14 protein-coding genes and 1 tRNA gene are annotated in these 13,106 nt (G+C 65.7%); 3 read left to right on the forward strand and 12 right to left on the reverse strand.

Going from position 1 to position 13,106, the window contains the following annotated elements:
* The 3 genes from KIH07_RS16805 to KIH07_RS16815 all read left to right on the forward strand — a co-directional run bounded on the left by KIH07_RS16805 (nt 1) and on the right by KIH07_RS16815 (nt 1,729).
* Nucleotides 1–1,101 (forward strand): NAD(P)/FAD-dependent oxidoreductase, encoded by a 1,101-nt coding sequence (locus tag KIH07_RS16805; protein ID WP_226493061.1) that lies wholly within the window; start codon nt 1–3, stop codon nt 1,099–1,101.
* A gap of 91 nt (nt 1,102–1,192) precedes the next feature.
* Nucleotides 1,193–1,268, forward strand: a tRNA-Asn gene (locus KIH07_RS16810).
* 140 nt (nt 1,269–1,408) lie between these two features.
* Complete coding sequence (locus tag KIH07_RS16815; protein WP_226493062.1) at nt 1,409–1,729, forward strand: hypothetical protein; 321 nt, start codon at nt 1,409–1,411, stop codon at nt 1,727–1,729.
* Nucleotides 1,730–1,829: 100 nt separating this feature from the next.
* On the opposite strand, the gene KIH07_RS16820 is transcribed toward KIH07_RS16815, so the two are convergent.
* Genes KIH07_RS16820 through KIH07_RS16875 form a run of 12 tightly spaced genes read right to left on the reverse strand, consistent with a single transcriptional unit; the run spans nt 1,830 to nt 13,102 of the window.
* Nucleotides 1,830–2,477, reverse strand: a complete 648-nt coding sequence (locus KIH07_RS16820; protein WP_226493063.1) for a hypothetical protein — start codon at nt 2,475–2,477, stop codon at nt 1,830–1,832.
* Nucleotides 2,474–2,929, reverse strand: a complete 456-nt coding sequence (locus KIH07_RS16825; protein WP_226493064.1) for an HNH endonuclease signature motif containing protein — start codon at nt 2,927–2,929, stop codon at nt 2,474–2,476. The genes KIH07_RS16820 and KIH07_RS16825 overlap by 4 nt, the downstream gene beginning before the upstream one ends.
* On the reverse strand, nt 2,926–3,459 hold the full coding sequence (locus KIH07_RS16830; protein ID WP_226493065.1) for a hypothetical protein: 534 nt from the start codon (nt 3,457–3,459) through the stop codon (nt 2,926–2,928). Before KIH07_RS16830 ends, KIH07_RS16825 begins: the two co-directional genes overlap by 4 nt.
* Nucleotides 3,456–3,986, reverse strand: a complete 531-nt coding sequence (locus tag KIH07_RS16835; RefSeq protein WP_226493066.1) for an N-acetylmuramoyl-L-alanine amidase — start codon at nt 3,984–3,986, stop codon at nt 3,456–3,458. The genes KIH07_RS16830 and KIH07_RS16835 overlap by 4 nt, the downstream gene beginning before the upstream one ends.
* A gap of 7 nt (nt 3,987–3,993) precedes the next feature.
* Entirely contained in the window at nt 3,994–4,320 is a 327-nt protein-coding gene (locus KIH07_RS16840) for a hypothetical protein (RefSeq protein ID WP_226493067.1), read from the reverse strand.
* Nucleotides 4,317–4,727, reverse strand: coding sequence for a hypothetical protein (locus tag KIH07_RS16845; protein ID WP_226493068.1), 411 nt, complete (start codon nt 4,725–4,727; stop codon nt 4,317–4,319). Before KIH07_RS16845 ends, KIH07_RS16840 begins: the two co-directional genes overlap by 4 nt.
* Before the next feature lie 3 nt (nt 4,728–4,730).
* Nucleotides 4,731–6,167 (reverse strand): hypothetical protein, encoded by a 1,437-nt coding sequence (locus KIH07_RS16850; RefSeq protein ID WP_226493069.1) that lies wholly within the window; start codon nt 6,165–6,167, stop codon nt 4,731–4,733.
* Nucleotides 6,164–7,117, reverse strand: coding sequence for a hypothetical protein (locus KIH07_RS16855; protein WP_226493070.1), 954 nt, complete (start codon nt 7,115–7,117; stop codon nt 6,164–6,166). Before KIH07_RS16855 ends, KIH07_RS16850 begins: the two co-directional genes overlap by 4 nt.
* A complete protein-coding gene (locus KIH07_RS16860) occupies nt 7,114–11,283 on the reverse strand; it encodes a tape measure protein (protein ID WP_319004817.1) in 4,170 nt (1,389 codons plus the stop codon). The genes KIH07_RS16855 and KIH07_RS16860 overlap by 4 nt, the downstream gene beginning before the upstream one ends.
* A 57-nt stretch (nt 11,284–11,340) precedes the next feature.
* Nucleotides 11,341–11,727: a DUF1799 domain-containing protein gene (locus tag KIH07_RS25495; RefSeq protein ID WP_226493072.1), complete on the reverse strand. Its 387-nt coding sequence runs from the start codon at nt 11,725–11,727 to the stop codon at nt 11,341–11,343.
* An 8-nt stretch (nt 11,728–11,735) separates the two neighbouring features.
* Nucleotides 11,736–12,104, reverse strand: a complete 369-nt coding sequence (locus KIH07_RS16870; RefSeq protein ID WP_226493073.1) for a hypothetical protein — start codon at nt 12,102–12,104, stop codon at nt 11,736–11,738.
* A gap of 38 nt (nt 12,105–12,142) precedes the next feature.
* Nucleotides 12,143–13,102 carry a phage tail tube protein gene (locus tag KIH07_RS16875; RefSeq protein ID WP_226493074.1) on the reverse strand — a complete coding sequence of 320 codons (960 nt, stop codon included), beginning with the start codon at nt 13,100–13,102 and terminating at the stop codon, nt 12,143–12,145.
* Between the last annotated feature and the right edge of the window lie 4 nt (nt 13,103–13,106).

Here is a 13,106-nt window from a genome sequence, read left to right on the forward strand (position 1 = left end):
ATGGAACCCAAACTGAACCAAGAAGTGATGGCCACCGCTGCCGCGCACGACGGACCGATCGAAAGCGACGCCGTCATCGTTGGCGCGGGTCCGGTGGGCCTGTTCCAGGTGTTTGAACTGGGCCTGCTTGAAATCAAGGCGCATGTGATCGACTCGCTGGCCTACCCCGGTGGCCAGCCGGTGGAGCTGTACCCCGACAAGCCCATCTACGACATCCCGGCGGTCCCGGTCTGCACCGGCCAGGAACTGACCGATGCCCTGCTCAAGCAGATCGAGCCTTTTGGCGCGACCTTCCACTTGGGGCAGGAAGTCACCACGGTTCAGAAGCAGGAAGACGGCCGTTTCTTCGTTGAGACGTCCAAGGGAACGAAATTCCTGACCAAGACCATCTTCATCGCCGCCGGTGTGGGCGCCTTCCAGCCCCGCACGCTCAAGGTCGACGGACTGGAACGTTTCGAAGGTTCGCAGCTTTTCTACCGCGTGAAGAACCCAGCCGACTTCGCCGGCAAAAACCTCGTCGTGGTCGGCGGTGGCGACTCGGCACTCGACTGGACGCTGAACTTCGTGGCCGAGGGCCCAAACAAAGCCGAGAGTGTGATCCTGATCCACCGCCGCGACGGTTTCAAGGCCGCCCCGGCCAATGTGGCCAAGATGAAAGAGCTGTGCGATGCCTATGAGATGCAGTTCATCGTGGGCCAGGTCACGGGCTACGAAGAGAAAGACGGCAAGCTCACCGGCGTCAAAGTGACCGGTGCCGATGGCGTGACCCGCGTGGTGCCACTGGACATGTTGCTGGTGTTCTTCGGTCTGAGCCCCAAACTCGGCCCGATTGCCGAATGGGGCCTGGAGATCGAGCGCAAACAGCTCGTGGTCGACACCGAGAAGTTTTCCACCAGCATCCCCGGCATCTTCGCCGTGGGCGACATCAATACCTACCCCGGCAAGAAGAAGCTCATCCTCTCGGGTTTTCACGAATGCGCACTGGCGGCCTTTGGCGCGGTGCCGTTCATCTTCCCCGAGAAGAAGGTCTTCCTGCAGTACACCACCACGAGCCCGAAACTCCACAAGGTGCTGGGCGTCGAATCGCCTGTGTTTGACTGAGCCTCGCCATCGCTGGATGCGGCGACATTTTTTTGACAAAAATGCACCGCCCTCGGAAAACGGCAAAAATCACACTATAATTTGAGGCTGTTCCCTGATAGCTCAGTCGGTAGAGCGACGGACTGTTAATCCGCAGGTCCCTGGTTCGAGTCCAGGTCGGGGAGCCAGAAATTCCGAACAGAATCAAGCACTTAGGCCAACCGGTCTAAGTGCTTTTTTCTTGCCTGTTGGAAGGTTTATTGGAAGCTTTCCAATATCCAGTGGTTCCCTGCGTTGGAAATGCGGCCATGCAGGCAGAATGCCAGCCATGCACTACCGCGTAGAGATCCAGCGCCAGGCCGGCCGCAAGCTGGCCGAGCCCATCGTGGTGCACGGCCAGCTTGCCAGCTACGTGCGAGCGTTCGGTCAGCGATCCGTGGTGATGCTGCAGCTCACCGACACCGGGTCGGTGCACAACCACCCCTCTCTTTACAACCCCATGCTGACCAAAGCCACGCACGAGGGCCTGCAGTTTTCGGGGATTGAGCACACGGGTGACGGCGCCTGGGTGGCTCAGTCATGGTGGTGTGCGTTCAGCACGGCCGAGGCCGCCACTGCGGCGCACGGGTCGGACCGGCCGGCTCGATGAACCAAAACACAAAAAAGCCCGCCGACCCCGAGGGGCCGGCGGGCTGGAACCTGGCATCCGCGATGAGCCAGGGGAGACAACTGCGAGGCGGATCTGTGGTCTATTCGGTCGCGACGGGCTCGGTGGGTGCCGCAGCGGCCGGCAAGGTGGCGGGTTTGTAGGTCTCGATGGCCTGGCCTGCCAGGTCTTGTGATCCGGTCAAGGCGTTGTTCATGATGCCCAGCTCAGTCTGGCGAATCTCGCCGCTGGTGGTGATGCGCAGGCGCTCCGTTTCGGAGCCTTCATCCAGCGACTTCCACGGCACCACGGCATCACGAAACCAGCCGCGCGCCTCTTGAGACACCGCCAGCCAGGTAGGCTTTTTCTGGGTCGGGGCAGCAATCGAAAGCTGCGGCGAGCCACCAGTTGCCGCCGGCGCGTACACCTTGAACCGCTTGGCGTGGATCACGATGGGCTGGCCGTCCATCGGCTCAATGTCCAGCAGCAGCTGGGGCCCGGCGCCGTCTTTGCCCGCGCCATGCACGGCCTTGACGGCGCCGTAGTAGTCGCGGTTGATGAGCACGTCGCGCGCGTCGCTGCTGGCCAGGCCGGCCGTGACGCCCTTGGCGGTGCTGGTGCTCTCGTCGGTCACAGTCTCGGCCACGCGGACGATGGGGTCGGCCAGGCCGCCAATGTCGAGACCGGCGCAGGCGGTGAGCGCCAGCGCCATGGCGCTGGCGGCGATGAGTCGGTACAGGGTGCGTTTCATGGTGCGTCTTTCGGTGGGGTTGCAGGGGTGGGTGTCAGGTCAGCAGCGGCACGCGGCCGGATCTCGAATGGCCTGGGCGGCACGGCGTTGATAGCGCGCTCGAAGCGGTCTTTGCAGATGACCGCGCAGCTCTTGAGCGCGTCGGGCAGCCACTGCAGGTTGCCGATTTCGTCGCAGCCGCCGGATGCGAGCGGGATCACGTGGTCGATGGACCAGTTGGGGCACGCGGTGTCTGGCTTGTCGGTGGACGGGCAGGGGTGCACGGCCACGAAGTGGCGCAGAACGGCGCGGCTGCGCCTGATGGCGCCGCTGGCGGTGCGCGCGGGATCGCCGCAGTAGCGCGGGTCTGCCGGCGCGCCGGGCTCGCCTGGCGCGGGCAAGGCCGCGCTGGCGCAGAGGGTGGCCAGCGCGAGGGCGGCGGCCAGTGTGGCGTGGGCAAGGCGGCTGATCACGGGGCCTCCAGCACAGGGTTTTCGGTCTTGCCGGCGAAGTACCGGCTGTAGAGCTGCACGGCGGGCACCACCCACACCGGGCGCACCACGGCCAGGGCCTTGAGCGCGAGCCTGGGCACCAAGGGGTACCGGTTGGCGATGATTTTCATATCGTTCCGCAGCATGCGGCCGAGCAGTTTGTCGGCAGCGCGGCGGCCGGCGTCGTCGATCACGCCGAGTTGCCAGAGCTGGCAAATCGCGTCATGCCCCAGGGCCGGGCGAACGAACGCCTTGTCGTTGTAGGCCGGGCCGCTGGCGCCGTCCCACGCGTAGTGCCGGCGCACGATGAGCCGGCCGTCGATGGTCAGCCAAACGAAGTCATTCCCGCCAGGGCCGTTGACCGGGTAGATACCAGCCGAGGCGACCCACATCTCCCAGCCTTCCGTGAGCTGGTACCGGTAGCCGGCCTTGTAGTGCACGACCTGCAGGCCGTCGAACTCGCCAGCACTCACGCCCGCCAGGGCCGCGCCCGCAGGCACCGGGCCGCTCACGCCGCACCCCCGCCCGTGATCGCCTCGACGATGGACGTGGCCACGCGCCACTTGCGCGCTTCGTATTTCGCCAGCTCTTCCGGGTTGCTGAGGAAAAAGCACTCCACCACCAGGCCGCCCAGGCGCACGAAACCGAGGCGGCCGCGGGCGCTCTGGCGCTGGTCGATCCACCCGCCAGCGCCGCGCACCGGCGTCTCCAGCACGTGGGCGATCTTGCGGGCGATGGTGCGGGCCTGCTCCACCTGGGCGTGCAGGCTGACCACCTCCACACCGCGCGCGGCGCGGCTTTCTGAGGCGTTGCAGTGCAGCTCAATGGCAAGGTCTGCCCCCGGCACCAGCGTGAGCGCGTGCACCAGGGGCAGGTTGGTCAGCAGGCCGCCGTCGGTGCGCACGGCGTGGCCCAGGCCGCGCAGCTTGCCGGCAACGATGTCGCGCAGCTCGGTGACGATGGCGGCTTCGGTGGTGCCGTCTGCGGCCACAGCGCCCGGGTCGCGCCCGCCGTGGCCGGCGGTGACTGTGAATTTCATGGGGTGGTCATCCTTCCTTGACGCGGGTGCGAACGATGAGCGTGGCGAAGCCGGAGAGCACCAGCACCTCGGCCAACGTGGGCCGCTCCAGGCGGGCGAGCATGCCCACGGCATCGCCAGCGGGCAGGCCCAGGGCCAGCAGCACGGGCGCGGCCAGTGAGCCAGCGGCGCCCAGGGCCAGCAGCAGCCAGGCTGCGGCCTTGAGCGCGTCCACCAGCCGCTCGCGCGGGCTCAGCCCACACGCCAGCGGCTGGGCGCGCTCCAGCTTGTTGAGCGCCTCGGCCAGCACGACCAGGGTCGAGAGCGCATGCACGATCTGCAGCGTGGTGCTCATGGTGTTGGCCCTCCACTGGCGGGCGTTCCGCGCGGCTTCGGCAAGTACCTTTCCATCACGACGCGAAGCGCCCACTGGGCAAAGGCGCCGATGCTGAACGCTGCCGCCAGCAACAGCGCGTCGGGAAGATTTTTGATGACGAGCGCGGCAGGCGTGAGGTACCCAGCCGTGATGCTGCTGGCCAGACTGACCCAAAGGCGCCGTCCCGTTGTACGCACAAGGTGGCGCCAGGTGTCGCCGCTGGCGGGCACGGAGCCCAGCAGCACAATGGCCACCAGCGCGCCCGCGAAGCCGGCCACCAGCACATCGGGCCGCAGGCCCAGGTTGATGCCGGCAATGGTGAGGGCGGCGATGGCGCCGGGGGCGGTGGCCAGCGTGGCCGCGGCGGGGGTGATGGGCTCGGGCATGGGCTACAGCTCGCACGACAGCGTGGCCTGGTAGCTGATGATGTAGCCGGCACTCGACGTGCCTGCTGCAGTCACCTGGAAATACGACGCCGTGGCCGACGCAGTGCGCGCACCGACCGCGCCAGCTGACGAATCCGTCACCGATCCCACCGACGGCGTTGCCGCCATGGGCGGCATGAGCGGGACACCGATGCCCGTCGACGCTCCGCTGGCGGTCACGCCGGCCACAAAGAGTTTCTCTCCAACACGTACCCACTCCCGCACCTTGGCCCTTGTGACAGCCTGATCCTCATACGCGTACGCCTTTGCAGTCAGGCCGCGGTACAGCCGCACGCCCGTCACCTCGATGTAATTACCGATAGTGTCCAGCACGTTGACCTGGCTGGATGTAGAGAGAAAGCTTCCGGCCTGCCACGACCCGGCCGTGGTCTGACGCGTTGTGCCGTTGGCCAGCGTGAACGACACCGACAGACCAACGCCGTCCTGAAAATTCCACCCAGAACCGAAGGAAGACCCCGATGGAACGGGCGCCGGAACGGTGATCGAATAGAACGCCCAAACGCCGCTGACGGCCACCGTGAATTCGGCTACATAGCTGAGCAGGAACCCACCGTTCCGGAAAGCGACACAGTGCACACCGGCCTTGTTGCTGCGGTACCAGAATCCAATGGTGAAGCCGCGCAGATCGCTCACCAGGCTGCGCGCCCTGCGGCCGACGATGTTCTGGTAGATGAGCTGCACATCGCCTGCTGAAATGGTGGCATCCGCAGTTGTCACCTCGATGCGCATCGCATCGATAAATCCCCGCGAATCAATCTGCACGATGGGGTGGTCCCAGCTCTGCACCTGCGACACCGTGAGCGCTGCCGCATTGCTCTTGCCCACCTTCCAGAGGTCAATGGTGGGCTGACCGTCAACCACCGCTGCGAACGAAGCTCCACGGCTGACGCTGGTCATCTCGCCGTTGATGAGGTAGTTGTCGTTGTTCTGCGCGCCGGCCAGCTCGTCAATGGCGGCCTGCACCGTGCTCGCGGCCATGCCGGAGACGCCGTTGGAGTAGGCGTGCGAGGATGCGGACAGCAGGTCCATCCAGTCCGTGTTAGCGGTCGTCGGCTGGCTGGCCGTCACGTCAGCCAGGTTGACCAGTAGCAGCCAGAGCTTGCCGCCGTGGCTCACCACGGACCCCAGGGCCAGGGCGCCGGTGAGACCGGACCATGCGCCGACGAAATTTGCCGCAGCCAAAGCGGTGGTGGCGGCTTCCAGCGCGGCCGTGGCGTTGGCGTAGGCGCTGGTGCCCAGCAGCTGCATGCCAGGCGAGGCGTCCTCGCGCATCCAGCGGTGCATTTCGGCCATGCGGACCGGCCAGGTGTCGAGGTCGCTCGGGTCTGGCAGCAGCTCCAGCGGGTCGGCGATGGCTACGGGAGCGATTGGGGTGGTCATTTGAATCCTTTGAGTTCGATGGATGTTCTGGAATCGTTCGGGGCAATGGCCTCCACCTCGGCGGTGAGCAGGCCGAAGCCGCGCAGGAAGTCGTAGCGCGCGTCGCGCGAGATGCGCAGGGCCACGGGCACGTCGGCCACGTTGTCCACCGCGCGCTTGATGGCGTTGGCTTCGGAGGTGTCCATGTAGGCCACGGCGCGAATGTCCGATGTGAATCCGCGGCGCAAGATCTTGACGTTCCCAAAGTCGTCTTCTTCCAGCTTTGAAAACGGGCGCTGGCGGGCGCTGGCGCCGTACTCTGCGCAGCCCAGAGCCTGGTAGCGGCCGAAGAGCGCAGCGGCCAAGCTGAGCGGCTGGCCGGCGGTGCCGGTGAGCGTGAGCGTGACTTGGGAGGCGTTGGCCGGCTGGATGCCATTGACCTCGAATTGCTGCCGCACCTGGGGCAGGTCGAAGTAGTAGGTGATCCACGGGCTCTCGCCGCTGGGCCAATAGAGCAGCGAGTAGGTGCGGTCGAAGATGAGGTTTCCGCCCGGCGCGTCGAGCACCTCAACGCGCACGGAGACCACCCCTTCCAGGCCGAACAGCACCACGTCGGAAATGGAGCCCGGGCGCACGACGATGGAGAGCGAGCCCGACGTCACCGTGGTGGCGGTGGACCGGTACCAGTCGGCCCAGGCCCAGCGGTTGGTGGGGCCGGCGTCAATCCAGCGCGTGGGCGCGGTGTGTGGCTGGGCTGCGTTCACGCCGCCGGCTGCGTTTTTGTAGACCCGGTGGGTGACTGAGCTGTAGGCGTAGGCGCCGATGGCGTAGTTCGTCGCCGGGTTGAACAGCACCTCGCCCACCGTGCCATCGGGCATGACGCGGGTGGTATCGGGCTCCGCCGCGCTGCACGACACGAGGTTCGCGTCGGTGATGGTGGCGCCGAGCAGAAAGGCCGTGTCTCCACTCATGACGACGCCCCCACGAACTGCTGGTCTGACTGCATGTCGCCCAGCACGCGGGCCGCCGTGCCGGTGTTGTCCACCACCTTGCCCATGGCCCTCTCCAGGCCGCCGATGCGGTCGGCCAACTTGCTGATGGCGCCGGCCACATCGGCCCCGCCACTGGCCAGCATCTGCCCGGTCTGCTGCGCGGTCCAGTAGCGGGCTGGCCCAGTAACCTCCAGCTCTGGCTCGTACTCACCCACGATGCGGGCACCGCCGTAGTGCATGCCCCCGTCAGCGAACGCTGGCAGGCTGATGCCGGCGCGCTGGCCGATGATGGCGCGCGTCTGCGCCAGGCTGTTGAAAACGAACGCCATGGTGTACTGCTGCTGGGCCAGCGTTTCGGCGGTGGCCTTGGCCATGTCGGTCACGGCCTGGGCCAGCTCGGGCAGGGCCTCGGCTGCACGCTGGTCGCCAGCGCGGGCGGCGGCCGTGGCCAGGGCGAAGTCGGCCATGGTGACGGACTGGCCGGCCAGGCTCTCGCCCAGCAGCTCGCCACGGATGCGGCGCATTTCATCAAGCAGTGTGTCGGCGATGCCGGCCCAGGTGTCTTTGATGGCCTGGGCGGCGCGGGCCTGCGCTTCGGCTGCGGCTTTGGCCTGAGAGGCCGCCGAATTCAAGGCCGATCCGTAGGCCTTGATCTTCGGTGCCGACTTGACGCTGATGTGAGAAATGGTGCCGATGGAGTCTTGCAGGCGCTGCATGCCCGCCTGAAACTCCGGGTCCGACAAGATCGCGTTTAGGGTCTCGATCGCGTGGTTCGCCGTTGCGATCACAGCATCGATTGACGCCTGGCTGATGGCGGTGGAGATTGACCCGCCCGTGGTCACGGCGAGCATCATGGGGGCGATGATCTGCGTCATGAACGCTTGCGAAATTTGCGAAGCAAACGGGCTGACGATGGTGTTGTAGATGCCACCCAGCACCATCTCGCTCAGCTGCTCGCCCACCTGCGAAGCGCTCATGCGGCCCAGCATGCCTTGGGAGATGATGTCGGCCATGCCGGCAGCGCTGATGCCGGCCGCCTCCAGCCGGGCGTTGTTGGCCTCGAGCACGGCGCCGAAGTTTTCCAGCCCGGGCACAGTCTCGGCCATGCGCACCTGCAGCTTCTCCAGCTCTTCGGCCATCCTTTCAGCCGCCTCGGTGTCGCTCAGGCCGCGCAGATTGATCTGCACGGAGCCGACGAATTGCTCGATTGATTCGCTGCTGTAGCCCAGCACGCGTGCCATGGTGGCCGTGCCTTCCTGCAGGTTGCGCAATTCGGTGGTGAAACGGTCCGCCTGCTCGGGGTCCATCTCGCTGCGCGTGGTCTTGTTGGAGCGGAACAGGCCGCCCTTGTAGCGCTGGTAGTTCTGCGCGCTGATGCCGCCCTGGCCATCAAAAGTGCCCTCCATGCCGTAGGCTTTGAGACGGCGACCAAACAGCGTGGCCATGCGCGTGGCGCCGGTCATGATCTCGGTCCACTTGCCGGTGATGCCGATGCTCTCCATGAGCTTGTACTGAAAGTTTTCCAGGGAGCCTTCGTACACCGCAGACCTGCCCTCACCCTTGAGCGCCTGGCGGTTGTAGCCACGGTCGTACAGGCCGCTGGCGGTGGTGAGCGCGGCGTAGATCCAGCCGATGATGGGCACCCACGAACTGGCGCCCGCGCTCGCGGCCCCAGCTCCCGCCCCGGCAGTTGATGCGGTGGACGCGCCGGCCACGCCTGTTGACCCGGCAGATGCGGCGTTGACGCCAGCCAGCGTCGTGGTGTTCACGGTGCCTGCGGTGGACGCGATAGCGGCCGTGCTGCCGGAGCCCGTCCAGGCGCCGTAGAGCTGCTGGGCCGCGTCGATCCAGTTGATGCCGCCACCGCCACCACCGGCCATGCTGGTGGTGCCCTGGCCAGACCAGGCGCCGTAGAGCTGCTGGGCGGTGTTCGCCAGGTTGCCGCCACCAGACGCCTGGCCACCACCGCCGCCGAACAAGCCCGCCAGCGCGGACAGCCAGTCACCCCCGCCCTGCGCGTTGCCGGAGAAGGCCGACAGGAGCGATCGCGAAAGCGTTGTGGCCAGCTCGCGGGCCACGTAGGTTTTGAAGGTGTTGACCAGGGACTTGGCGAAGTTGTCACCGAAGCTGTCGCCGCTCTCGAAGCCGCGCATCAGCGCGTCGGTGAGGCTTTGTTCAATGGAGTCTGCGGTTTTTTGCCAGGCCGCCTTCGCCTTCTCGGCCGCGTCAACCGCCTCTTGCTTGGCAGACCCCTGGCGCTTGAGGTTGGCCAGCGTGTTGAGCTGCTCGGCCTCTTTGCGGTAGGCCTCGCCCATCTGGCCAGACCAGTCGATTTCGTCGGCCAGCGCGGCCAGGCGCAGTTTGGTGGCCGCCGTCTCTTCGAGCTTCGCGGCCTCCAGTGCTGCCACCTGCGAGGTGCTCAGGCCCATCACCTCGATCAGCTCGCGCTCTTTGGCCACCTGCTCTTGCAGCGATGCGGCTGCTGCCTGCTGGGTCTCGACGGCAGCGGCGTTGGCCTTGGCGTCTTCCTCCTGCAGTTTGGCCAGCGCCTGGGCGGCCTCGGCAGCGAAGCGCTGCGTGCCCACGAGGTTTTCCACCGCGGTGCGGTACTCATCGACGCCGATGCGGCCCTTCTGGTAGCCGGCGTAGAGCGTGTTCAGGTCGGCGTAGAACGACGGGTCGAGCCCGACGTCTTTGGCCGTGATCTTGTTGTACAGCTCGGCAAATTCGTCCTTTGCTCTTTTGGCCGCTGCGCCGGCTTTTTCGACCTGCCCATACTTCGATGCGATCTTCCCGACGATCTCGACATAGGCCTGCTCGGTCAACAAGCCGTTGGCACGCGCCGCCTGGGCGGCGTTGAGGTCCCTCGTGTAATCGGCCACGGACCCACGCAGGCCGCTGTACGCGACCCGCAGCGCGTCCAGCCCATCAGATGCGTTGGCTCTGGCGACGAAGCGCCCAAGCCTGGCGTCTTCGGCTCGGGTGTCAACACCGGCAAGCGACTGCAGCGCACGCCCTTGCAGCGCGGCCTGCTTGTCTTGCGCCTCTTCCAGTTTTGCGATGTAGAGCGAGAGCCGGTGAATCCTACTTTTGGTCCAGATGTCGTCAGGAGCCACCGCCAATAGATCGGCCAGTTCACCGTACTCCCGGCGAGCCTCCACCAACTTGGCGTTGGCGCTGGCGGTCTGTTCCGCCATCGTCTTGAGGTTGTCGGGCATCAGGCTGATGTTTTCATTGAGATCGAAAACATCACCGGTGAGCGCGTTGACGGACCAGTTGAAGGTGTTGAACACCCCAGCCAGGCCGCCAAAAGCAGCCCGACCGAGCAACACGCCCGCACCATCGGCCAACTGGCGGATGGCCCCGCCACCAGCCGTATTCGCCGACTGCATGGCTTCCGTCATCACACTCATGGTGGTACTGACGGCCCGGGTGTCGTTTGCCATGGCAGCGCCAATGCCGCCCTGGCTCACGCTCAAGACCAAGGAATTCCAGCTGTCGGCCAGGTTGCTGATGGCGCCGTCGAGCGTGCGAGCGCGCTCATCCATCGCGGAGGCGAAATCCACATTGCCGATGCGCTGCAGGTACTCAGAGATCTCGGCCGCGTTGTTCCCGATGGAGGTGGTGACGCCACGAAACGTAAGCGCCACCTGGTCGCCGTCCTTCTTCGCCCGGATGCCGAACTCTTTCAGGCGCTCAAACTCGCCCGTGGCTGCGTCCGCCACGGCCTCGATCATCTGATTCAGGCCCTTGCCCATGGCGCTGGCGGTATTGCCGTAGCTGCGCAACGCCTTCTCGCTCGCATCCATGCCGAGCGACTTCATCTTGATGAACGCGTTCGTCACCTCGTTGAGGCTGTAGGGCGTGGTTGCCGCAAAGGTCTTGATCCAGGCGAATTCCTTTGCCGCCCTGGCGCTGCTGCCTGTGACGGTGATCAAGCTGGAGTTGATGACGTCGAATTCACGCTGGACTCGGACCAACTCCGACACAACAACGGCCGCACTAAGACCACCAGTCAACCCAGTGAAGAGCTTCATGGCCTTCCCCGCCGACCCAACACTCTTTTCCACTCTGTCAAGGCCGCGCTCTACCGCGCCTGCCCCTTCGAGCGCAAGCTTGATGCGGGCGGTGGTGGTGTTTGCCATGCTGTGTGTTCCGGCTGGGGTGTTGCGGGGTGGTGGTGGTGGTGTCTGCGGTCAGTCTCAGGATTCAGACCACACGGTCAGCGCGGCGCGCTCTGCAACGGCAATGGCGTCCATGGCGGCGCGCAGGCTGCGCTGCCGGCGGTGGGCCCAGCCGTGGGTGGCGAGCCAGCGCTCGACGCCGGCATAGTCCAGGCCCGTGCGCCGAGCCGCCCGCATGTCAGAGAGCCATCGCCACTGCGTTTGCACCTGGTGCCAGGCAAACCAGTACGGCAGGGTTTCAGGCCACAGCCAGAACGCTTCCTCGGTTGGCCTGGGGCCGACCACGCGAAGGCCAAAGGAGGCGGCGGCGGCGTCGAGTTCGTCGACGCTGTCGTCTGGGTCGGTGGCATCGTCAGCGTCATGGCGGGCACTGGTGTCGAGCTTGCCGAGCGCCCAAAGGCGCACGGCGTCCGCTAGTTTTTTTGCACCCCTTTGGCGCCGTTGCTGGCCACCACGGCATTCAGGTACGCCTGATACATCGTCAGGCTCGCACCAGGCAGTTCCTGGAGCGAGGAAAACGCTTCTACGCTGTAAGGCGCCGGCTGGTTGTCTTCGGTGAGCACCAGGGCCTGACCACGCCAACCGGTCACTTTTTCCCGCAGGAATTCGTCGATGGTCAGATCCCCCAGCGTGGTGCCGGAGGTCATGAGCTCATTGGCCTGCGCGGAGTCGATGCGCTTGGCCAGCAAGCTGAACTTGAAGTCTTTGAAGCTTCCACCGTCGCGCAACTTCAGGTGCACGGGGAAGTCGATGATGTCGCCGATGGCGAGTTTGAAGGCCATGTGTCAGTTGCTCCGGGTTGGTGTTGTTGTTGAGGCGATCACAGAGCGACGATGCGGATTTCGTCGTTGCCCGTGAGCGGCAGGGCGCGCAGGTCCATGCCGATCTGGATGCGGCCGTTGTAGTCCTGCTGAGTGGGGTTGATGCGCTGCACGGCGGGCGCGAACACCAGCACCTTGGCGCCGGCCGCGGTGCCATGCACCAGGCCCACAGAGGTGAGCGTGTTGGCGCTGATGGCGGCGTAGGCGGCCACTTCGGCAGCGGCGTCCAGATCGAGCTGCAGGGAGCCAGTGGAGGCGCGGTTGGGGATGTCAACCTCGGTGCACGGGCCGAGCATGGAGCTGTACTGCACCTCGTTGCCCAGGTTGAGCATGAGGCCGCGGCTGCAGAACTCGGTGCCACCGGAGAGGGCGCCCGTGGCGTAGGTGCAGCCGAGCTTGACGGCCGCGCTGTTGGCCGTGGTGACAACAACGGGGGTCTTCCACGCGGTGAGGGTTTGCGTGGGGTTGCTGGCTTCGGCGGGGCCGCCGTCCAGTCCCGTGAAGTTGAAGACCATCTTGGGGATGGAGCCCTCTTCCAGGTTGAATTCGGCGGTGCCGCGGCAACCCAGCGCCTTGTGTACCACGCCGTCGCGGTGGTAGTAGATGGTCAGCGATTCGAATGCGCTGCTGATGGGGTTGTATTCCACACGGGCACCAGCCGAAACGGTTTCGGCCATGCCGCAGGCACGCAGCAGCGGGCCCCAGGCAGGCGCAGTGCCGGCGGCGCCGGAGCCGCTGATTTCGACGGAGAACGAACAGGTGACGTAGCGCGTGCCCACCAGTTCTTCATCACCGCCGAGGTACGACTTGATGTTGTTGCGCGGCTGGTTGTTGTAGGTGTGGCCGAAGGTGGGGTCGCTGATCAACACGGCGTTGTCAGCGCCGGTGGGCACGGCGTCGGTGCCGTAGGTGGTCTCGATCTTGGCGAGGATGGCGGAGAGTCGGGTTTTGCGGGCCATGGCG

Source organism: Hydrogenophaga taeniospiralis (genome assembly GCF_020510445.1).
In the GTDB taxonomy this organism is placed as follows: Bacteria; Pseudomonadota; Gammaproteobacteria; order Burkholderiales; family Burkholderiaceae_C; genus Hydrogenophaga.